We start from the raw sequence: 20,594 nt of genomic DNA, 5'->3' as shown, positions 1-20,594 counted from the left end.
GATCAGAACACCGAGACGTAATCGCCCAGCTCGACCTGTACCGATTTGATCCGGGTGAAGTTATTCAGCGAGCTGATCCCGTTCTCACGGCCCACGCCCGACTGCTTGTAGCCGCCGACCGGCATTTTCGCGTCGGACTCGCCCCAGGCGTTGATCCAGCAGATACCGGCTTCCAGTTGATGAATCACGCGGTGGGCGCGGTTCAGGTCTTTGGTGACGATACCGGCAGCCAGGCCGAAGTCGGTGTCGTTGGCGCGGCGGATCACTTCTTCTTCGGTTTCGTAGGAGAGGATCGCCATGACCGGGCCGAAGATTTCTTCGCGGACGATGGTCATGTCGTCGCTGCAATCGGTGAACACGGTCGGTGCAACGAACGCGCCTTTGGCGAATTCGCCGTCGGTCAGACGACCGCCGCCGCACAGGACGCGGGCGCCTTGTTCTTTACCTTTTTCGATATAGGCCAGCACGCTTTCCATATGGGCGAAGCTGACCAGCGGGCCGAAGTTGGTATTTTCGTCTTCCGGGTTGCCGACGCGGATGCGTGCAACGCGTTCAACGATCTTGGCTTCGAACGCAGCTTTCAGGTGCGCCGGTACGAATACGCGAGTGCCGTTGGTGCAGACCTGACCGGAGCTGTAGAAGTTGGCCATCATCGCGGTATCGGCGGCGCGATCGAGGTCGGCGTCGTCAAAGATGATCAGCGGCGACTTGCCGCCCAGTTCCATGGTCACGTCTTTCAGCGACGAAGCCGAGGCGCTGGCCATGACTTTCTTGCCGGTGTCGGTGCCGCCGGTGAAGGAGATTTTCTCGATGCGCGGGTGCTCGGTCAGCCAGGTACCGACTTCGCGGCCGCTGCCGGTCAGGACGTTGAACACGCCGTTCGGCACGCCGGCTTCGGTGTAGATCTCGGCCAGTTTCAGGGTGGTCAACGAGGTGACTTCGCTTGGCTTGAAGATCATCGCGTTACCGGCCGCCAGGGCTGGAGCGGATTTCCACAGGGCGATCTGGATCGGGTAGTTCCACGCGCCGATACCGGCGACCACACCCAGCGGCTCGCGACGGGTGTAAACGAAAGAGGTGTCACGCAGCGGGATCTGCTCGCCTTCGATGGCGGGCACCAGGCCTGCGTAGTATTCCAGCACGTCGGCGCCGGTGACGATGTCGACGTATTTGGTTTCGGAGAAGGATTTGCCGGTGTCCAGGGTTTCCAGCGCGGCCAGTTCATCGTTGCGCTCGCGCAGGATGTCGACGGCGCGACGCAGGATGCGCGAACGCTCCATGGCGGTCATCGCGGCCCAGATTTTCTGGCCCTTTTCGGCGCTGACCACGGCGCGCTCGACGTCGTCCTTGGTCGCACGCTGCACCAGTGCGAGGACTTCACCGTTCGCCGGGTTGATGGCTTCGAAGGTGGCGTCGCTGCCGGCATCGGTATACGCGCCATCGATGTAGAGTTTTTGCAGTTCGAAACGGGCCATAGTGTCCTCGCAAGTGCATTGGTGGTTGGCGTTGACCACCGCGATGACGCTGCGGTGGAGTTCAGGGGCTGAGCGTTTCTGTGTGCTCTAGCTCACCTGCTTGGCCAATTGGAAATCCATGTATTCGTAAGCGATCTGTTGCGCCTGCGCCGTGTCGAAAGCGTCTCCCGACAGCGCGCCGCGCAACCACAAGCCGTCAATCAACGCTGCCAGACCCCGGGCCGCACTGCGCGCATCTTCGAGCGGCAGCACACGGCGGAACTGGCAGCACAGGTTGGAATACAGACGGTGATCGTTGATCCGCTGCAACCTGTGCAAAGACGGCTGGTGCATGCTGGTGGCCCAGAAGGCCAGCCAGGTTTTCATTGCCGGGCCATTGACCTGGCTGGCGTCGAAGTTGCCTTCGATGATCACCTGCAGATGCGCCCGTGGGCTGTCATCTGCCAGCGCCTGACGGCGCGCGGTGACGCTCTCGCTGAGGGCGGTCATCAGGTACCGCATCGTGGCGGCGATCAGGCCGTTCTTGTCCTGAAAGTAATGACTGATGATGCCATTCGAGACACCGGCCAAACGGGCGATCAGCGCAATGCTGGCGTCCCCCATTCCGACCTGATCGACGGCCTGCAAAGTGGCTTCGATCAGTTGTTGGCGGCGGATGGGTTGCATACCGACCTTGGGCATCTTGCACATCTCCTTAGGCCTTCCGAGGGGCGAATGACGCCGATCGGATTGAGGGCCAGTCTATTTTGTTTTGATTGAACGTTCAATCAACAAAGAATAAGATCTGCGACAATTCGTCGCTGCCTACAGAAAATTCCTACGCGTGATGACGATAAAAACCGACACCTGAAACGGCTCGAAACCTGCGTGGGGCATGGCGCGGTTCGTGATTCGAAGGACGTGTTGAAAGGGCAAGACGCTCGGGGCCAGGTTTCGGATGAACGTCCGGCACCTCTGGCCACGAAAGCGAATACGCAACGCCATTTCGGCAGGTTCGGGCTTTTTTCGGAGTGTCTTTATATCACCCGCCGGTCGGCTGCCAACTAACCGATTGGTCGGGTGCCGTGATGCCTTGTGTTCTTCTCTCGCACTGCCTGGAGCATTTGTGCCATGAGTTCTGCCTCGCTAATAAAGACCCCGCCCGAGAAGGTGACGGTCAACGGTTGGGTGTTCTACACCTCGACCGCGCTGATTCTGTTGTTGACCGCCATTCTGATCATCGCCCCGCAAGAGGCCGGCAGAATGTTGGGGATGGCCCAGGCCTGGTTGTCGCGCAGCTTCGGCTGGTACTACATGGTGGTGATCGCCGCCTACCTGGTGTTCGTGGTCGGCCTGGCGTTTTCCTCGTACGGCAAACTCAAACTGGGCAGCAAGGACGACACCCCGGATTTCAGTTACGGCGCCTGGGCGGGGATGCTGTTCTCGTCAGGCATCGGCATTTCGCTGTTGTACTTCGGCGCGTCCGAGCCGCTGGATCACTATTTCAATCCGCCGGAAGGCACGTCGGCCAGCAACCTGGCCGCGCGGCAGGCAGTGCAACTGACGTTCCTGCACTGGGGCCTGCACGGCTGGGCGATCTACGCACTGGTCGGTCTGGCCGTGGCGTATTTTGCCTATCGGCATAACCAGCCGCTGGCGCTGCGTTCGGCACTGTATCCGCTGGTCGGCGAGCGCTGGGTCAAGGGCGCGGCCGGGCACGCGGTAGACGGCTTCGGCATGTTCGTAACGCTGCTGGGTCTGGTGACCAACCTGGGGATTGGCTCGCTGCAAGTGTCGTCCGGGCTGGAGAACCTGTTCGGCATGGAGCACAGCAACACCAACCTGCTGATCGTCATCATCGTCATGAGCACCGTGGCGACCATCGCCGCCGTGTCGGGGGTGGAAAACGGCATTCGTCGCCTGTCCAACCTGAACATCGTGCTGTTCAGCGGCCTGCTGATTTTCGTCCTGTTGTTCGGCCCGACCCTGCACTTGCTCAACGGCTTTGTGCAGAACATCGGCGACTACCTCAACGGCGTGGTGTTGAAGACTTTCGACCTGTACGTCTATGAAGGCGACAACGCCAAGTCCGACCGCTGGCTCGGCCTGTGGACCCTGTTCTATTGGGCATGGTGGATTTCCTGGGCGCCATTCGTGGGCATGTTCATCGCGCGGATTTCCCGTGGCCGCAGCGTGCGGGAACTGGTCGCTGGCGTGCTGCTGATTCCGCTGGGCTTCACCTTGGCGTGGCTGTCGATCTTCGGTAACTCGGCGCTGGATCTGGTGATGAATCAGGGCGCGGTGGAGTTGGGCAAGACGGCGCTGGAACAGCCGTCGATGGCGATTTATCAGTTGCTTGAGCATTACCCGGCGTCGAAAGTCGTCATCGGTGTGTCGATCTTCGTCGGCTTCGTGCTGTTCCTGACCCCGGCCGACTCCGGCGCCGTGATGATGGCGAACCTGTCGTGCAAGGGCGGTAACGTCGATGAAGACGCACCGCACTGGCTGCGGATTTTCTGGTCGGTGGTAATCACGCTGGTGACCATTGGCCTGCTGTTCGCCGGCAACTTCGAAGCCATGCAGACCATGGTCGTGCTGGCCGGCCTGCCGTTCTCGGTGGTGCTGATCTGCTTCATGTTCGGCCTGCACAAGGCGATGCGCCAGGACGTGCAGATCGAACAGGAGCAAGCGCAACTGGCCGAGCGCGGACGCCGTGGTTTCAGCGAGCGCCTGACTCAGCTGGATCTGCAGCCGAGCCAATCGGTGGTGCAGCGCTTCATGGACAAACATGTCACCCCGGCGCTGGAAGATGCGGCCGCACAATTGCGCAATCAGGGGATTGAAGTGCAGACGCTGTTGGGCAAGGCCAAGCGTTGCATGGGTGTGCGGGTCGAAATGGAAGAGGGCAACCCTTTCGTTTATGAAGTGAGCCTGGACGGCTATCTGGCGACTCCGACCGAATCGGCGCAATCGGATGAAGCGCGCCAGCGTTATTACCGGGCCGAGGTGTATCTGCACAATGGCAGTCAGGATTACGACTTGATGGGCTTCACCCCGGAGCAGATTACCCGGGATGTGCTCGATCAGTTCGAGAGCCATCGGCAATTGTTGGGGCGGGTTTATAGCTAAAGTCAAAAGCTGACCCTCACCCCAGCCCTCTCCCGGAGGGAGCGGGAGCCGACTAAGGTGTCTGGCGTTGTACATTGACCTGAAAGATCGAGTCGATTATGGATTCGGTAAAGCAAGATCAGGTCGGTGCAGATCTGCAGCATCCCCCGATCGGTCCCCTCTCCCTCTGGGAGAGGGCTAGGGTGAGGGGCTTTTCCCTGACCCAATAAAAAAGGGATCGCTCACCGCGATCCCTTTTTTTATCCCGCCTTAACCGAGGTTCTTGCCCAACAACGCGTGATACAGCTCGCTGTCGCCGAGGATCCCCACCACATGATTGTTATCGTGCAGCACCAGCTTGTTGCCGGTCTGATAACGGATCTGCAGCGCGTCACGCATGCCGATGTTCGAGTCCACCAGCGTCGGTTTGCGCTCCAGGCCTTCCACCGCTTGCCCTGGCGCCCAGTTCTGCAGGTTCAGCACCGAGCCGTTCTGCCGTGCGCCCTTGATGGTGTTGCCTTCGGCCAGGTCCAGCCATGAATCGCCGCCCGGATCGAGGCAGACTGAGCCGTTGATGCGTTTGCACTTGTCCAGCGTGCGCATCAGGCTGCGGCCGCAAAGCACGTTGAGCGGATTGGTGTGGGCAACAAAGGTCCGCACGTAGTCGTCCGCCGGGTTGAGGACGATTTCTTCGGGGACGCTGTACTGGATGATCCGGCCGTCCTTCATGATCGCGATGCGGCTGCCGAGTTTGAGGGCTTCATCGAGGTCGTGGCTCACAAACACGATGGTCTTGCTCAACTTGCGTTGCAGTTCCAGCAATTCGTCCTGCAGACCCTGGCGGATCAGCGGGTCGAGCGCCGAGAACGGTTCGTCCATCAGCAGGATATCGGCGTCCATCGCCAGCGCGCGGGCGAGGCCGACGCGCTGCTGCATGCCGCCGGAGAGTTCGTCCGGCTTCTTGTTGCGCCACTGGGTCAGGCCAACCAGTTCAAGTTTCTCATCGACCAGTTTTTTGCGTTCCTTCTCCGGTCGGCCCTGCATCTCCAGGCCGAAACTGATGTTCTCGCGCACCGTCAGCCAAGGCATCAGGGCGAACTTCTGGAACACCATCGCAATACGCTTGGTGCGCATCATCTTCAGCTCGGCGGGCGTGCAGGACGCGATGTCGATCTGGCGGTTTTCATGCTCGACGAACAACTTGCCGCGGCTCACGGTGTTAAGGCCGTTGATGCAGCGCAGCAGGCTCGACTTGCCCGAACCGGACAGGCCCATCAGCACGCAGATCTCGCCCTTGTTGATGTCCAGCGTGGCCTTTTCCACGCCGACGATCTGCCCGGTCTTCTTGAGGATCTCGTTGCGGGTCATGCCCTGATCGAGCAGCTTGAGTGCCTCGCGCGGGTCTTTGGAGAAGATTACGTCGACGTCTTCGAAGCGAATTATGCTCATGCGTCACCCCCTACTTTGGCGTCGGGTTGTTTGCAGATACGGTCGAGCATGATCGCCAGCAGTACGATTGCCAGACCTGCTTCGAAGCCCAGCGCAATATCAGCAGTGTTCAGTGCGTTGACCACCGGTTTGCCGAGTCCGTCGGCGCCGACCAGTGCCGCGATCACCACCATCGACAGCGACAGCATGATGCACTGGGTGATGCCGGCCGCGATGCTTGGCATGGCGTGCGGCAGTTCGATCCTTGAGAGCAATTGGCGACGCGAGCAGCCGAAGGCCTTGCCGGCGTCCATCAGTTCTTGCGGGACATCGCGGATGCCCAGGTAGGTCAGGCGGATCGGCGCCGCGATGGCGAAGACCACCGTGGAGATCAGGCCCGGTACCACACCCAGCCCGAAGAGGGTCAGGGTAGGAATGAGGTAAACGAAGGTCGGCACGGTCTGCATCAGATCGAGCACCGGCCGCATCATGGTGTAGAACATCGGTTTGTGCGCGGCGACGATGCCCAGCGGCACGCCGATCAACACGCAGACCAGGGTGGCGAACAGCACCTGGGCGAGGGTTTCCATGGTTTCCTGCCAGTACCCCAGATTAAGGATCAGCAGGAACGAGGCGACCACAAACGCGGTCAGGCCCCACTTGCGTTGAATCAGATGGGCGATGATGGCAATCAGGCCAATCAGCACCAGTGGGTTGAACCAGGTCAGCGCAAACGTCACGCCGTGGATCATCGTTTCCAGTGTCACGGCGATTGCGTCGAAGGTGTTGGCGCCGTGTTGCGTCAACCATTCGACGAAGCCCGCGATGTACTGGCCTAGAGGTATTTTCTGATCAATCAGCATGGTAGTGAACGTCCGCATGCAAGGAAATTAACAGCCCGGGCAGGCACGCCTGCCCGGCATAAGCGATGCCCCTCGAATCAAGGCGCGAGCTTGGCTTTCACGGCCTCCAGGCCTGGTTTACCGTCAATGGTGGTCACGCCAGCGAGCCAGGTTTCGAGCACCTGTGGATTCTTTTTCAGCCAGGCCTTGGCGGCCGCGTCAGGCTTCATCTTGTCGTCGAGGATGTTGCCCATCAGTTCGCTTTCCATGTCGACGGTGAACTCCAGGTTTTTCAACAGCTGGCCGACGTTGCTGCATTCTTCGGCGTAACCCTTGCGCGTGTTGGTGGCCACGGTGGCTGCGCCGAAATCGGGGCCGAAGAAGTCGTCGCCGCCGGTCAGGTATTGAATCTTGAAACGCTTGTTCATCGGGTGCGGGGCCCAGCCGAGGAAGACCACGGCGGTGTCGCGTTTCTGCGCCCGGTCGACTTGCGAGAGCATGCCGGCCTCGGAGGATTCGACCACCTTGAAACCGGCGGTTTTCAGGCCGAAGGCGTCCTTGTCGATCATGCTCTGGATCAGCCGGTTGCCGTCGTTGCCCGGCTCGATGCCGTAGATCTTGCCGTCGAGCTCTTTCTTGAATTTGGCGATATCGGCGAAGTCATGCAGGCCTTTGTCGTACAGGGCTTGCGGCACGGCGAGGGTGTACTTGGCGCCCTTGAGGTTGGTGCGCACGGTGTCGACAGTGCCGGCATCGCGGTACGGCTTGATGTCGTTCTCCATGGTCGGCATCCAGTTACCGAGAAACACGTCCATGTTCTTGCCGTCGGCCAGCGACTTGTAGGTCACGGGCACGGAGATCATGGTGGTCTTGGTCTTGTAGCCGAGGGCGTTGAGAACGACGGAAGTGGTGGCGGTGGTCGCGGTGATGTCGGTCCAGCCGACATCGGAGAAGTTAACGAGGCTGCACTGTGCCGGTTCTGCGGCTTGCGCCAGTAACGGCAGACTCAGGAGGGCGGCCAACAACAACGACGGGGAACCTTTCATGGATGGACTCCTTGGTGTTTTTTTTGGCAGTGTTCCGACTGTGGACCACCGCACTTATGGGTTGCGGTTGGTGGCGTTCGTAAGACAGCTCTACCGCAGCGCCTGGCAATCGAGTCATCCCGATCATGTACCAGTGAAAATCTGACGCCTACAGGGAGGGTCGTATCCAGTACAGGGATGGTCGCTTCCAGTGTCGGTGACGTCGCTTACAGCTTTTTTCCGCCTCCGATGAACTGCACAACTGCATAAAAGCGGCGTATTTGCGGGGCGAAAACGTAACGACGCTGCTGGACATGAGTGCGTCGGTGTCAGACGCCGTGCGCGCCGACAAAAGCCCGATGATGCCGGCATTCGGCGGATCGCAGCTTGAGCGTAGCAGCTCCGCCAGCGGGCGCTTTTGCCGCCCGGACCGGTATTCTCAGGAGCTCTGCAGCAATGGCTATCAGCGTTTTCGACCTGTTCAAAATCGGCATCGGCCCTTCCAGTTCCCACACCGTCGGCCCGATGCGCGCCGCCGCGCTGTTCGTCGAGTCGCTGCGCGGCAAGCATCAGCTGGAACAGGTGCGGCGCATCGAGGTGCAGTTGTTCGGTTCGCTGTCGGCCACCGGCGTCGGTCACGGCAGCGATAACGCGGTGATCATGGGCCTGATGGGCGAGTGGCCGGACGCAATCGACCCGTCGCAGATCGGCCCGCGCATTCAGGCGCTGCGCGAAACCCATACGCTGTTATTGGATGGTCGTCTCTCGGTGCCGTTTGTCTGGGCCCGGGACATGCGCCTGATCGATGAAAACCTGCCATTCCATCCCAACGCCATGACCCTGGTTGCCGAAGGCGAGTTCGGTGAGCTGCACCGTGACACCTACTATTCAATCGGCGGCGGCTTTGTCGTTGATGAGGCGCAAGCGGCCAGCGGTGTGGTTGATCTGGATCGCACCGAATTGCCCTACGACTTCTCCAGTGCGGTCGAGCTGCTGGAACTGTGCAAGACGCACAATCTGCGCGTTGCCGAACTGATGATGGCCAACGAAAAGGTCTGGCGCAGCGAAGAAGAAATCCGCGCCGGCCTGATGAAGCTGTGGCGGGCGATGCAGGATTGCGTCGAGCAGGGCCTCAAGCACGAAGGCATTCTGCCCGGCGGCTTGAACGTGCGCCGGCGCGCGGCGAAGTTGCACCGCAGCCTGCAGGAACTGAACAAACCCAACGTCATCGGCTCGACCCTGAGCGCGATGGAGTGGGTCAACCTGTTCGCCCTGGCCGTCAATGAAGAGAATGCTGCCGGCGGGCGTATGGTCACCGCACCGACCAACGGCGCGGCGGGGATCATCCCGGCGGTGTTGCACTATTTTATGAAGTTCAGCGAGGCGGTGACCGACGCCAACGTCGTCGACTATTTCCTCAGCGCGGCGGCGGTCGGCATTCTGTGCAAGAAGAACGCTTCCATCTCTGGCGCTGAAGTCGGTTGCCAGGGTGAGGTCGGTTCGGCTTGCGCGATGGCGGCGGCGGGGCTGGCGGAGATTCTCGGCGCCACGCCTGAACAGTTGTGCAACGCAGCGGAAATCGGTCTGGAGCACAACCTTGGCCTGACCTGCGACCCGGTTGGTGGGCTGGTGCAGGTGCCGTGCATCGAGCGCAATGCGATTGCGGCGGTGAAGGCGATCAACGCCGCGCAAATGGCCCTGCGTGGCGACGGTCAACACTTCATTTCCCTGGACCGGGTGATCCGCACCATGCGCGATACCGGCGCCGATATGCATGACAAATATAAAGAAACGTCGCGCGGTGGCCTGGCAGTCAGTGCCGTGGAGTGCTGACGCATATTTATTGTGGCGAGGGGGCTTGCTCCCGCTCGGCTGCGCAGCAGTCGCAATCAGCTTGATGCATTTCAATTGCACAACCGCAAGCCTGGTTTCGGGCCCGCTTCGCAGTCCAGCGGGAGCAAGCTCCCTCGCCATACTGGTCCACGAACGGCATTCAGTGTGATGAGGCCAGACCAGTCAAAACTGCTCACCAAATGAACACCTCATTTCATTCACGCCACCTTTTGGCGCGTCGCAATCAGACAAGCGTCTTTATCAGCCGTGACTTATCAGTCGTTACCTGACCGTCTGTCGCCCGTGCTTGCGGTGACACTCTGTGCAAATCCTCTGCAGGCCAGTTCCCACAAGTGCTACCGATCTGCTCACAGGCTGCGCGGCAGGGCGGTCAAGGCGCTTGATGGCACTTCGAAATGCCGTGATCCGGGGTCTCGTATAGACGCGTCGCGAGGTCGTTTTCAGGAGTTATTGAATGGCCGTCCAATTTCAGGCACGGCAATTGCTCTGTCATAACAAAGCCTGCTTCCCTCGTGAGAATGCCGGCAATAACAAGAGCCTCCGCCTGAGGCCACCACCCGCTTTGTGTGAGGAGATACCGCGATGACGTCGTTCAACTCCGGGGCCCAACCCCAGAACCGTGCGCCTCAATCCATCGGCTTTCTGCTGCTGGACAATTTCACGCTGATTTCCCTGGCGTCCGCCGTTGAGCCACTGCGCATGGCCAACCAATTGTCCGGTCGTGAGCTGTATCGCTGGAGCACCCTCACTGTCGATGGCGGCCAGGTCTGGGCCAGTGACGGTCTGCAGATCACCCCCGACGCCTCCATGCACAAAGCCCCGCCACTGGACACCGTGATTGTCTGCGGCGGCATCGGCATTCAACGCACCGTGACCCGTGAGCACGTGTCCTGGCTGCAAAGCCAGGCGCGTCAGTCCAAGCGTCTTGGCGCGGTGTGCACTGGCAGTTGGGCGCTGGCCTGCGCCGGTCTGCTCGACGGCTTCGACTGCAGCGTGCACTGGGAATGCCTGGCGGCGATGCAGGAAGCTTTCCCGCGCGTGGCCATGAGCACACGCCTGTTCACCCTCGACCGTAACCGCTTCACCAGCTCCGGCGGCACTGCGCCGCTGGACATGATGCTGCACCTGATCAGCCGCGACCACGGACGCGAGTTGTCTGCCGCGATTTCTGAGATGTTCGTCTACGAGCGTATCCGCAACGAACAGGATCACCAGCGTGTGCCGCTCAAGCACATGCTCGGCACCAATCAGCCGAAGCTGCAGGAAATCGTCGCGCTGATGGAAGCCAATCTGGAAGAGCCGATCGATCTTGATGAGCTGGCGGTGTATGTCGCGGTGTCGCGTCGACAGCTGGAGCGGTTGTTCCAGAAATACCTGCACTGCTCACCGTCGCGCTATTACCTGAAGCTGCGGCTGATCCGCGCCCGGCAACTGCTCAAGCAGACGCCGATGTCGATCATCGAAGTGGCATCGGTGTGTGGTTTCGTCTCCACGCCGCACTTCTCCAAGTGCTACCGCGAGTACTTCGGCATTCCGCCGCGTGACGAGCGCGTCGGCTCCAACACCACCCAGCAAGTGGCCATGCTGCCGCTGCCGCAGGCGATCGTGATGTCGCCGCTGTCGGGGCCGATGTCGGCGTTGAGTCAGGCGCGCAATGAATCGACGTTTGCCAGCGTAAGGCTGTAGACCGAGTCATCGTTCTTCGCGAGCAGGCTCGCTCCCACAGTCGGATGCATTCCAGGGTGGGAGCGAGCCTGCTCGCGAAGGAGGTTCTCAGGCGCTGTGGGACTGCTGGTAATCCGAAAGGGCCGGTAACAACTGCTTGTCGATCGCCTGACGCACCGCCGGCTGGATGCTGGCGCCGCTGGTGTACATGTCCTTGACCATCTTGCGCAGTTCAAATGCGCGGACGTTATCCAGTCCTCGTACTGCGCACTCACAGGCCTGCTCGGCGGTGGTACCGCTCGGCACCTGAATACCCAAGGCCTTGAGCTGGCCCAACAGATCTTCCTGGTCAATCAAATCGGCGTACATCATTACGCAAATCCTTCTGTGGCAACGGAGGTCTTGGCTCGATTCTGGTGGCCCCGACCGGACGCGGCAAGGGCGTTTTGTCGCGGTGGCCGGGACGACTATGAACAGGTCGTTTTCGGCTAACCGAGTGGATTGGCGAGTAGGCAAACTGGCTCCAGCTTGCTTCACGAAGGTTTGGTCACCCTCGCCTGGCAGCTCCTCAACAGTACCCTCCTCAGCTCCGATCCTGTCACGGCTTGATCGGAGTTTTTTTTGCCTGCCACCAATGCATGACGTTACTCATTCTTCACTGTTACATCCAAAGGATGGCTACGTAACGTTGTTTGGCATTAGCATTGCACTCAATCAAATACAGGAATGCCAATGTTTCAGCGTTCATTTGACCATCGACGAATGAGTGTTGAGGACAAGAAGCTGTAAACGATTCGAATGCAATCGGATCTCGGTTTCTCAGGCAAAACGGAAGGTAGTGCAATGCTAAAACTCTTGTCCCTAAAAGGCGTCGGCCCTGCTGAAAAGTTCGGCCCTGTCGAGTTCGCTCCTCGCTTGAACTTCATCACCGGGGACAATGGTCTTGGAAAGAGTTTTTTACTCGATGCAGCTTGGTGGGTTTTGACTCGAACATGGGCAAGAGGCGTTGAGGCCGTTCCACGGGAAAACTCAACCTCACCCAGTATCCGCTTCGCTTTCAGCAAAGTAACGGAGGGCGACAAAGAGGGTGAGATTTCATTCAAGGATGGGAGCTGGCGACAGCCGAAGGCTCGCCCCTCAATTCCGGGCGTGGTGATCTATGCTGGCGTCGATGGCAGTTTTTCGGCGTGGGATCCCGCCCGTAATTACTGGAGCGATCAGGCGGCTGAGTCCGAAGAGAAAATTCGCGCCTTCAACTTTTCTCCCGATCAGGTCTGGAAGGGCGCGATATCCGAGAAAGGCACCAATATATGCAACGGTTTGATTCACGATTGGGTTCGCTGGCAACGCACTGCCAATGATTCATCGTTCGATGAACTGACTCGGGCTTTGGATGCGCTCTCGCCTTCAGGCATTGAACAGCTGGTGCCGGGAGAGCCCTGTTACATTGGGGCGCTTGACGAGACCGAGTATCCAACCCTTAGGATGCCCTATGGGCAGGACGTTCCGCTGGTACATGCCTCCGCAGGTATGCGTCGAATTGCAGCTCTGGCCTATATGCTGGTTTGGACATGGAATGGTCACAAGCGTGCTTGCAAGCAGAGGAAAATCAATCCTGCCAAAGAAATCATTTTTCTGATCGATGAAGTGGAGTGCCATCTCCATCCCCAATGGCAGCGACGCATCGTGCCCGCATTACTGCGTGTAGTTCAGGCTATGACGGGTGAGAAGGTTGCTGTGCAACTGATAGTTGCGACTCACTCTCCTTTGGTACTTGCCTCTATCGAACCTAATTTCGATGAGATCGACGATGCCGTTTTCAACATCACCCTTCATAAAAATGATGCGAGAATTTCCAAGGAACTCTGGGCTAAACAAGGAGATGTCGTTAATTGGCTGGTTTCAGATTCATTCGGTCTACAACAGGCCAGGTCAGTTGAAGCTGAGGAAGCAATAGAAGCCGCGGAGGCCTGGATGCGAGGTGAAAAGCGGTTACTTCCCCCTAACCTGCAAACTGAAAAAGCGATTCATCGCGAGTTGATGAGGGTATTGCCTGATTTCGATCACTTCTGGCCTCGTTGGATAGTGTCCGTAGAGAAAGACTCGGTGGAACAAAGAGGTAACGTTAAAAAATGATTCCGACCTCTAATCCTATTGATGAACCGGATCTTTTCGATGAGGCGTGTCGAAAAAAAGGAAGAGACTGGTTAGCCGCAAATCCGGAAAAAATTCGTCCAAGGGATCTCTGGACCCAATTTAAACCCGATCTCGCCGAGGGGTTTGAACATCGTTGTGCCTTTGGCGCAATGTGGATTCCGGATGGGACGGTTGATCATTTCGTCAGTTGTAATGAGGACATGACACTAGCTTATGAGTGGTCGAACTATCGATACATGGCTGGCTGGCTAAACAGTTCAAAAAGCAAAAAGAAGGCTGCCGATCTTCTGGACCCCTTCGATGTTTGTGAAGGATGGTTTGAAGTACTGCTACCTTCTCTGCAACTCGTAGTGACGGACGAGGTACCCGCGGTCTTCCGCGAGATTGCAAAAAAAACGTTGGCCAGTCTTCCTATTCGAGATGACGAGCGATTGCTGAAAACGCGTCGTGAATGGCTGAGGATGTATGAGGATGAGGAGCTGAACTTGGAGGGGTTGCGAAGAAAAGCCCCGCTCATAGCCGCTGCCATTGATAGACGAGCAGCGCTTCCCCACCCCATCGAATTCCCTGCACCTTCTCGACGACAGGTTCGAGAAGCCTATGAACATGCATGTACGAGCGCTCAGCAGAAAGTGCAGGAGTTGATTAAAGGCAACGGGAACTCGAATGTAAATGCCCACCGGTGGAAGCTATCTATTTGGGCTGAACTGGATGACTCTCAAGTCGTGGCAACGTTGATAGCGATGAACCTCGCTACGCCGACAGGTGCTCGTTTTTTAGAACTCTCTGTCGGCACAGTTGAAACTTCTGCCGACTTCGCTCTTCGTGCTACCACCTACGCGGCTGAAGCTCTTTCTGAAACCCTGAAATCCACTTTCCACGCTAACGAGCCTCGTGAATAAGGCAAAACGGCGCTCATGTCGGGGAGGGGCGTTGGTCTAGCGCTGCAACACCAGAATCCGCGACAACAACTCATCCCGGTCGACATAGCAGCCCTGGAAATGCCGTGCCCCGGTGGCTGGGTCAAAGGCATTGCGCGCATGCAGCGTGCGGCGGTTGTCAAAGCACCACAACTCTCCCGGATTGAGGCGCTGCACCAGCCGAAACCGCGGCTCGCGGGTCATCGCGATAAAACGTCGATAGGCTCGATACAGCAATGGCATCTGCGCCACCGACGTCTCGAACGCGCCGCGCAAAAAGTTCGCCATGCGAATTTCCGCCACACGCCCCAACGCATCCACAGCAATGATTGGCGCCAGGCAGCGATAGTCGCTGTGGCGGTCCTTGTTGCGAAACTCCACGGGGATTTCACACAGGGCCTGAAACAGCTGCGGATCCTCTCGACGCAAGGCGTCGGCGATCGCGAAACCATCGACGAAAATGCTTTCGCCACCCTCGGCATCGTTCACCATGCAGTGCAGAAATTGCAGCCCCGGTTGCAGCTCTCGAGTCGGCAGATCCGTGTGCAACGGCAGGTTGAAGGCGGTGTAGGCGTTGCTGTCGGCGTCGGCTTTGGACTGCACATTGAACAGCACGCCGAAATTGCTTTCGCGGATGAAGGAAATCCGCTGCGCAATGAGCTTCAGCGAGCCCGGCTCGGTGGGCACGCCGCGCACTTGAGTCAGGCCGATGTCACGCACGGCGAGCAACCATTGCAGCAGGGCAGCGTTGTCGTTCATCAGAGCGGCGTGCTCGAACACCGGCAACTGCAGATCGCTATGCCACAAACGGCTCTGCGGTTTGCCGGCCAGGCGTTCGGCGCGGGACTCGTCGTCATAGGCGTGAGCGCGCAACCAGCCCGGATCGAAGCGGCTGAGGTGACCATCCTGCCAGTCGATGCGCAGGCAGCCGTCGGTGTCGATGCGCGTGGCCAGTGGTTGCAGATCCTCGGCGGCATCGACGCTCTCGAAGACCTGCTCGCGGGTCACGCTATAGACGCAGCGATCACACGGGCAATTGTCGCGCAGCCATACGTGGTGAAACGGGCTGACACGACTGTCAGCCCATTCGATGACAACGCGATCCGCCAGACCCTGCACGCCGCGTAGCGCGCTGATCAACGGATAAGTACGAAAATCGGCAACAGCGACGGCGGTGTTCATGGCGGCTCCTTGATGATGGAGGGATTTACCGGGCAGGTGGCAGCGCGATCACGCGGCCGATGTAAGCGGGAGCGGGCAGGTCGGTCTGCTCAGCGACGATCGCTTGCAGGCGATGCAGCGTGTCGGGGCTGAACGGCGCCGAGCGCGGGCCGGCGAGGTCGACGTGCAGGAGCATCTGTTCATTGCCGGCCAGTTCCTGTTCCTCGCCGATTGTGTGCAGGCTGTGGTAGAGGTGCAGACGCTTGCTGTCGTGGCCGATGATTTGCGTGCGCACTTCGACCTCGGTTTCGAGCTTCACTTCGTGCAGGTAATTGAGGTGCAGCTCGAGGGTGAACAGCGAATGGCCGCTGGCCTCGCGGTTGTTGCTGTCCATGCACAGGCGATCCATCAGCGCGTCGGTGGCATAGCTGAAGATCAGCAGGTAGAAGGCATCGCGCAGGTGGCCGTTGTAGTCGACCCAGTCGGGGATGATCCTGGTTTGGTAAGTGGTGAGGTGCGGCATGGTTTGGGTTCCGGGCATTGGGCGGGTTTTTAAGATCAAGAGCTACCCCTCACCCCAGCCCTCTCCCCCAGGGGGAAGAGGGGGAAAGGGAGCCGATCTTTATGCTATTCAAAACCTGAGTTCGGCTCAGTGGTGCAAGTCGGCGTAGCTCGAACAATCAACTCGGTCAGTCCCCTCTACCTCTGGGAGAGGGCTAGGGTGAGGGCAGCGATGTCATGCCAACCCCATCACTCGCTGAAACTCATCCCATGCTTCTCTTTGGTGGTCTTCACCGCCTCAAGCACCGCCAGCAGGCAGTCATCACGATAGCGCTCCAGCGCCGAGATGCTGTGGCGGCCCAACTGTTCACTGGTGCCATCGACCACATCATCGATCAGCTTGTCGGTCAGCTCCGGCGCTGGCAGATACGTCCAAGGCAACTGCAACGCCGGGCCGAATTGCGACATGAAGTGGCGCATGCCGGCATCGCCGCCGGCCAGGGTGTAAGTCAGGAATGTACCCATGAACGACCAACGCAGGCCGGCGCCAAAACGAATCGCATCGTCGATCTCGCCGGTCGTCGCCACACCGTCATTTACCAGATGCAGCGCCTCGCGCCACAGCGCTTCAAGCAAGCGATCGGCGATGAACCCCGGCACTTCCTTGCGCACATGCAACGGACGCATGCCAAGAGATTCGTAGACTTGCATCGCCGCTTGAACCGCCTCAGGCGCGGTGTGCCTGCCGCCGACCACTTCCACCAGCGGTAACAGATAGACCGGATTGAACGGATGCCCGACCACGCAGCGTTCAGGGTGCGTCGAACTCTCGTAGAACTCGCTGGGCAGCAGGCCTGAAGTGCTCGAGCCAATCAAGGCGTCGGGCTTGGCGGCGGCGCTGATTTTGCTGTGCAGATCGAGTTTCAGTTCCAGCCGCTCGGGGGCGCTCTCCTGAATGAAATCGGCGTCGCGCACGCATTCCTCGATGGTGGCGACAAAGCGCAGGCGATCCTGCGAAGCGCCCGGCGCCAGGCCGTTCTTCTCCAGCGCGCCCCAGGCATTGGCCACGCGCTGGCGCAACGCCGCTTCGGCGCCGGGCGCCGGATCCCAGGCCACCACGTCGAGGCCATGAGCGAGGGCGCGGGCGACCCAGCCACTGCCGATGACACCGCTGCCGAGGGCGGCGAAGGTTTTGATTTCGGTGATAAAGCGCATAGGTATTCCCTGATAGTCGAGGACCCCGTAGGAGCTGCCGAAGGCTGCGATCTTTTGATCTTGCTTCTAAAAATCAAAGGCAAAAGATCGCAGCCTTCGGCAGCTCCTACAGGTGGAATGGGTGATGGGATCAGCCGCGCTGGGTCAGGCCCATTTTCTTGCGGCCTTCCGCCGGCGTGAGCACGCGGGCACCGAGGCGGCTGAGGATCTCCGTGGCGCGCTCAACCAATTGGCCATTGGTCGCCAGCACGCCTTTGTCCAGCCACAGGTTGTCTTCCAGCCCGACCCGCACGTTGCCGCCGAGCAGCACCGCTTGCGCGGCCATCGGCATCTGCATGCGGCCAATGCCGAATCCGGCCCACACCGCATCGGCGGGCAGGTTGTCGACCATGGCTTTCATGGTGGTGGTATCGGCCGGCGCGCCCCACGGGATGCCCAGGCACAGCTGGAACAGCGGGTTGTCGAGCAAGCCTTCCTTGATCATCTGCTTGGCGAACCACAGATGCCCGGTGTCGAAAATCTCCAGCTCGGCTTTCACCCCCAGTTCGGTGATGCGCTTGGCGCCGGCGCGCAGTTGTGCCGGCGTGGAGACGTAAATGGTGTCGCCGTCGCCGAAATTCAGCGTGCCGCAATCGAGGGTGCAGATTTCCGGAAGCAGCTCTTCAACGTGGGCGAGACGGGTCAGCGGGCCGACCAGATCGGTGTTCGGGCCGAACTCCATCGGCTGCTCGCCAGCGCCGATTTCCAGGTCTCCGCCCATCCCGGCGGTGAGGTTGACGATGATGTCGACGTCGGCCTCGCGGATGCGCTCCATCACTTCGCGATACAGCGCCACGTCACGGCTGAACTTGCCGGTCTGCGGATCGCGCACATGGCAGTGCACCACGGTGGCGCCAGCCTTGGCCGCTTCCACTGCCGCAGCGGCGATCTGTTTCGGGGTGACCGGCACATGCGGGCTCTTGGCGGTCGTGTCGCCAGCACCGGTGAGTGCGCAGGTGATGATGACGTCGTGGTTCATGGTGCGTTTCCTTCAGGCGTGATGGGTCTGTCCGCAGCCCGTTACGGGGCTGTGAAGCTTGATTGAAATACCCTCTCCCTGTGGGAGAGGGTCAGGGCGAGGGGTTATTTGCTGGTCAGTTGCAGATTTTCAGCGGCCGGTTTGCCATCGAAAGTCGTCACACCTTCAAGCCAGCGCTGTTTGTCTTCGGGGTGATCCTTGAGCCACTGCTTCGCCGACTCGAAGGCATCCTTGTGATCGAGCAGCGGCTGCATCATCCGGCTCTCGGCTTCGGCGGTGAAGGTCAGGTTGGTCAGCAGGCGGCCGATGTTCGGGCACTGCTCGGCGTATTTCGGTGAAGTGACAGTCCACACCGTAGCCATGCCTTCGTTCGGGCCAAGGGCATCTTCGCTGCCGGTCAGATAGGTCATCTGAATGTTGACGTTCATCGGGTGCGGCGCCCAGCCGAAGAACACCACGGCTTCCTTGCGGCGCACGGCGCGATCGACGGCGGCAAGCATGCCGGCTTCGCTCGACTCGACGAGCTGGAATTTGCCGAGGCCGAACTGGTTCTTGGCGATCATCGCTTTGATCTGGGTATTGGCGCCCGAGCCAGGCTCGATGCCGTAGATCTTGCCGCCCAGTTCTTTCTCGAACCTGGCGATGTCAGCGAAGGTTTTCAGGCCTTTGTCGGCCAGATACGTCGGCACGGCGAGGGTGGCGCGGGCATCTTTCAGGCTCGGTGCCTCGAGCACTTTCACCTGCTTGGCCTCGACGAACGGCGTGATGGTCTGCGTCATCAACGGGTTCCAATAGCCGAGGAACAGGTCCAGGCGCTGATCACGGATCCCGGCGAAGATGATCTGCTGGGAGGCGCTGGTCTGTTTGGTGTTGTAGCCGAGGCCGTCGAGCAGGACCTGGGTCATGGCACTGGTGGCGATCACGTCAGTCCAGTTGACCACACCCATGCGTACGTTCTTGCAGGAGGCCGGTTCGGCCGCCATCACGCCGGTGCTGAAGAAAGCGGTACCGCTGAGTGCAAGAACGCAGCTGCTGATCAGTCGTTTCATGTCGGGTTCCTCGGCAGTTCGATTATTGTGGTTCCCGGCATCTGCGCGCCGGTGATGCCAAGTTACGCAGCTATACGCCCGTGAAAGCGCACTGCGGCGACTGGCATTTGCACTGTAGCGACCTGCACGCTTGAACGCCGCCGACAATCGGCGTATCAACGAGCCACGCGTCCGCCAACCGAGTGCGCCCATGTCCCAGGATTTCTATTTTTTGCTGATGCCGGGGTTCTCCGCCATCGGCTTTATCTCCGCGATCGAACCGCTGCGGGTGGCCAACCGCTTTCGTGGCGAGCTGTACCGCTGGCATGTGCTCAGCGCCGATGGCGGCGCGGTACTGGCAAGCAACGGCATGTCGGTCAACGCCGATGCGGCTCTGGAACCGCTGAAAAAAGGCGCGACGTTACTGGTGGTGGCCGGCTTCGAACCGCTGAAGTTCATCACGACGACCTTGGAGCACTGGTTGCGCAGGCTGGACAAGGACGGCGTGAACCTCGGCGCGATCGACACCGGTAGCTTCGTTCTCGCCGAAGCGGGTCTGCTTGATGGCCATCGCCTGACCCTGCACTGGGAGGCGATCGATGCGTTCAAGGAGTCTTATCCACAGCTCAGCGTTACCCAGGAACTGTTCGAGATAGACCGCCGGCGCATCACTTCGGCCGGTGGCACGGCGTCGATAGATCTGATGCTCGATCTGATCGCCCAGGCCCACGGCCCGCAACTGGCGATTCAGGTCAGCGAGCAGTTTGTGCTCGGGCGCATCCGCCCGCGCAAAGACCACCAGCGCATGGAAGTCGCCACACGCTACGGCATCAGCAACAAGAAACTGGTGCAGGTGATCGGCGAAATGGAGCAGCACAGCGAACCGCCGCTGAGCACGCTGCAACTGGCGGAGTCGATCAAGGTGACGCGACGGCAGCTGGAGCGCTTGTTTCGCCTGCACCTGAACGACACGCCGAGCAATTTCTATCTGCGGTTGAGGTTGGAAAAGGCCCGGCAGCTGTTGCGTCAGACCGACATGAGCGTGCTTGAGGTCAGCATTGCCTGCGGGTTTGAATCACCGTCGTACTTCACCCGCAGCTATCGCGCCAGATTTGCCCGTTGCCCGCGCGAGGATCGGCGTACCGCGCAGGCCTGAGTGAATGCACACAAAACCCCTGTAGGAGTGAGCCTGCTCGCGATAGCGGTCTATCGGCTCAC

The 20,594-nt window shown here is 59.7% G+C and carries 17 protein-coding genes; 6 read left to right on the top strand and 11 right to left on the bottom strand.

Features of this window, described 5'->3' with window-relative positions:
• Positions 1 to 2 precede the first annotated feature (2 nt).
• Together betB and betI are read right to left on the bottom strand one after the other, a co-directional pair.
• Positions 3 to 1,475, bottom strand: coding sequence for a betaine-aldehyde dehydrogenase (betB, locus tag AEQ63_RS25755; protein WP_042606621.1), 1,473 nt, complete (start codon positions 1,473 to 1,475; stop codon positions 3 to 5).
• Between the two features lie 87 nt (positions 1,476 to 1,562).
• Positions 1,563 to 2,156, bottom strand: coding sequence for a transcriptional regulator BetI (betI, locus tag AEQ63_RS25750; protein WP_042561476.1), 594 nt, complete (start codon positions 2,154 to 2,156; stop codon positions 1,563 to 1,565).
• A 486-nt stretch (positions 2,157 to 2,642) separates the two neighbouring features.
• Between betI and AEQ63_RS25745 the strand changes: the two genes are divergently transcribed.
• Positions 2,643 to 4,583, top strand: coding sequence for a BCCT family transporter (locus AEQ63_RS25745; protein WP_231991047.1), 1,941 nt, complete (start codon positions 2,643 to 2,645; stop codon positions 4,581 to 4,583).
• 249 nt (positions 4,584 to 4,832) lie between these two features.
• Here the strand turns inward: AEQ63_RS25745 and choV are convergent, their stop codons facing one another.
• The 3 genes from choV to AEQ63_RS25730 form a co-directional block, all read right to left on the bottom strand.
• Entirely contained in the window at positions 4,833 to 6,011 is a 1,179-nt protein-coding gene (gene choV, locus AEQ63_RS25740) for a choline ABC transporter ATP-binding protein (protein WP_016772804.1), read from the bottom strand.
• Positions 6,008 to 6,853 carry a choline ABC transporter permease subunit gene (gene choW / locus AEQ63_RS25735; protein ID WP_016772805.1) on the bottom strand — a complete coding sequence of 282 codons (846 nt, stop codon included), beginning with the start codon at positions 6,851 to 6,853 and terminating at the stop codon, positions 6,008 to 6,010. The genes choV and choW overlap by 4 nt, the downstream gene beginning before the upstream one ends.
• A 77-nt stretch (positions 6,854 to 6,930) precedes the next feature.
• Positions 6,931 to 7,878: a choline ABC transporter substrate-binding protein gene (locus AEQ63_RS25730; protein WP_064365331.1), complete on the bottom strand. Its 948-nt coding sequence runs from the start codon at positions 7,876 to 7,878 to the stop codon at positions 6,931 to 6,933.
• A gap of 435 nt (positions 7,879 to 8,313) precedes the next feature.
• On the opposite strand from AEQ63_RS25730, the gene AEQ63_RS25725 reads away from it, so the two are divergent.
• Positions 8,314 to 9,690 carry an L-serine ammonia-lyase gene (locus tag AEQ63_RS25725; RefSeq protein ID WP_064365330.1) on the top strand — a complete coding sequence of 459 codons (1,377 nt, stop codon included), beginning with the start codon at positions 8,314 to 8,316 and terminating at the stop codon, positions 9,688 to 9,690.
• A 603-nt stretch (positions 9,691 to 10,293) separates the two neighbouring features.
• Positions 10,294 to 11,397, top strand: coding sequence for a GlxA family transcriptional regulator (locus AEQ63_RS25720; protein ID WP_007949927.1), 1,104 nt, complete (start codon positions 10,294 to 10,296; stop codon positions 11,395 to 11,397).
• A gap of 87 nt (positions 11,398 to 11,484) precedes the next feature.
• Here the strand turns inward: AEQ63_RS25720 and AEQ63_RS25715 are convergent, their stop codons facing one another.
• Entirely contained in the window at positions 11,485 to 11,748 is a 264-nt protein-coding gene (locus AEQ63_RS25715) for a hypothetical protein (RefSeq protein ID WP_016772808.1), read from the bottom strand.
• Positions 11,749 to 12,174: 426 nt separating this feature from the next.
• On the opposite strand from AEQ63_RS25715, the gene AEQ63_RS25710 reads away from it, so the two are divergent.
• Positions 12,175 to 13,512, top strand: a complete 1,338-nt coding sequence (locus tag AEQ63_RS25710; protein ID WP_236705285.1) for an AAA family ATPase — start codon at positions 12,175 to 12,177, stop codon at positions 13,510 to 13,512.
• A complete protein-coding gene (locus AEQ63_RS28840; RefSeq protein WP_177330620.1) occupies positions 13,509 to 14,435 on the top strand; it encodes a hypothetical protein in 927 nt (308 codons plus the stop codon). The genes AEQ63_RS25710 and AEQ63_RS28840 overlap by 4 nt, the downstream gene beginning before the upstream one ends.
• A gap of 36 nt (positions 14,436 to 14,471) precedes the next feature.
• Here AEQ63_RS28840 and AEQ63_RS25700 read toward each other — a convergent pair whose 3' ends face one another.
• The 5 genes from AEQ63_RS25700 to AEQ63_RS25680 form a co-directional block, all read right to left on the bottom strand.
• Positions 14,472 to 15,635: a gamma-butyrobetaine dioxygenase gene (locus AEQ63_RS25700; protein WP_064365328.1), complete on the bottom strand. Its 1,164-nt coding sequence runs from the start codon at positions 15,633 to 15,635 to the stop codon at positions 14,472 to 14,474.
• 25 nt (positions 15,636 to 15,660) lie between these two features.
• Positions 15,661 to 16,137, bottom strand: a complete 477-nt coding sequence (locus AEQ63_RS25695; protein ID WP_064365327.1) for a thioesterase family protein — start codon at positions 16,135 to 16,137, stop codon at positions 15,661 to 15,663.
• 227 nt (positions 16,138 to 16,364) lie between these two features.
• Positions 16,365 to 17,330, bottom strand: coding sequence for an L-carnitine dehydrogenase (locus tag AEQ63_RS25690; protein WP_042606626.1), 966 nt, complete (start codon positions 17,328 to 17,330; stop codon positions 16,365 to 16,367).
• A 130-nt stretch (positions 17,331 to 17,460) separates the two neighbouring features.
• Complete coding sequence (locus AEQ63_RS25685) at positions 17,461 to 18,348, bottom strand: 3-keto-5-aminohexanoate cleavage protein (RefSeq protein WP_064365326.1); 888 nt, start codon at positions 18,346 to 18,348, stop codon at positions 17,461 to 17,463.
• A 104-nt stretch (positions 18,349 to 18,452) separates the two neighbouring features.
• On the bottom strand, positions 18,453 to 19,397 hold the full coding sequence (locus tag AEQ63_RS25680; protein WP_064365325.1) for a choline ABC transporter substrate-binding protein: 945 nt from the start codon (positions 19,395 to 19,397) through the stop codon (positions 18,453 to 18,455).
• A gap of 190 nt (positions 19,398 to 19,587) precedes the next feature.
• On the opposite strand from AEQ63_RS25680, the gene AEQ63_RS25675 reads away from it, so the two are divergent.
• Positions 19,588 to 20,532 carry a GlxA family transcriptional regulator gene (locus tag AEQ63_RS25675; protein ID WP_064365324.1) on the top strand — a complete coding sequence of 315 codons (945 nt, stop codon included), beginning with the start codon at positions 19,588 to 19,590 and terminating at the stop codon, positions 20,530 to 20,532.
• Positions 20,533 to 20,594 lie beyond the last annotated feature (62 nt).

The sequence above is a fragment of the Pseudomonas sp. RIT-PI-o genome, assembly GCF_001297215.1.
In the GTDB taxonomy this organism is placed as follows: domain Bacteria; phylum Pseudomonadota; class Gammaproteobacteria; order Pseudomonadales; family Pseudomonadaceae; genus Aquipseudomonas; species Aquipseudomonas moraviensis_A.
This window is presented reverse-complemented; position numbering and strand designations above follow the sequence as displayed.

Excerpts from the sequence above, each read along its gene's own strand:
- AEQ63_RS25695 (WP_064365327.1), bottom strand. The coding sequence starts at position 16,137 with ATGCCGCACCTCACCACTTACCAAACCAGGATCATCCCCGACTGGGTC.
- betI (WP_042561476.1), bottom strand. The coding sequence starts at position 2,156 with ATGCCCAAGGTCGGTATGCAACCCATCCGCCGCCAACAACTGATCGAA.
- AEQ63_RS25680 (WP_064365325.1), bottom strand. The coding sequence starts at position 19,397 with ATGAAACGACTGATCAGCAGCTGCGTTCTTGCACTCAGCGGTACCGCT.
- AEQ63_RS25715 (WP_016772808.1), bottom strand. The coding sequence starts at position 11,748 with ATGATGTACGCCGATTTGATTGACCAGGAAGATCTGTTGGGCCAGCTC.
- choV (WP_016772804.1), bottom strand. The coding sequence starts at position 6,011 with ATGAGCATAATTCGCTTCGAAGACGTCGACGTAATCTTCTCCAAAGAC.
- AEQ63_RS25685 (WP_064365326.1), bottom strand. The coding sequence starts at position 18,348 with ATGAACCACGACGTCATCATCACCTGCGCACTCACCGGTGCTGGCGAC.
- AEQ63_RS25700 (WP_064365328.1), bottom strand. The coding sequence starts at position 15,635 with ATGAACACCGCCGTCGCTGTTGCCGATTTTCGTACTTATCCGTTGATC.
- AEQ63_RS25730 (WP_064365331.1), bottom strand. The coding sequence starts at position 7,878 with ATGAAAGGTTCCCCGTCGTTGTTGTTGGCCGCCCTCCTGAGTCTGCCG.
- choW (WP_016772805.1), bottom strand. The coding sequence starts at position 6,853 with ATGCTGATTGATCAGAAAATACCTCTAGGCCAGTACATCGCGGGCTTC.
- AEQ63_RS25690 (WP_042606626.1), bottom strand. The coding sequence starts at position 17,330 with ATGCGCTTTATCACCGAAATCAAAACCTTCGCCGCCCTCGGCAGCGGT.
- AEQ63_RS28840 (WP_177330620.1), top strand. The coding sequence starts at position 13,509 with ATGATTCCGACCTCTAATCCTATTGATGAACCGGATCTTTTCGATGAG.
- AEQ63_RS25710 (WP_236705285.1), top strand. The coding sequence starts at position 12,175 with ATGCAATCGGATCTCGGTTTCTCAGGCAAAACGGAAGGTAGTGCAATG.
- AEQ63_RS25720 (WP_007949927.1), top strand. The coding sequence starts at position 10,294 with ATGACGTCGTTCAACTCCGGGGCCCAACCCCAGAACCGTGCGCCTCAA.
- betB (WP_042606621.1), bottom strand. The coding sequence starts at position 1,475 with ATGGCCCGTTTCGAACTGCAAAAACTCTACATCGATGGCGCGTATACC.
- AEQ63_RS25725 (WP_064365330.1), top strand. The coding sequence starts at position 8,314 with ATGGCTATCAGCGTTTTCGACCTGTTCAAAATCGGCATCGGCCCTTCC.
- AEQ63_RS25675 (WP_064365324.1), top strand. The coding sequence starts at position 19,588 with ATGTCCCAGGATTTCTATTTTTTGCTGATGCCGGGGTTCTCCGCCATC.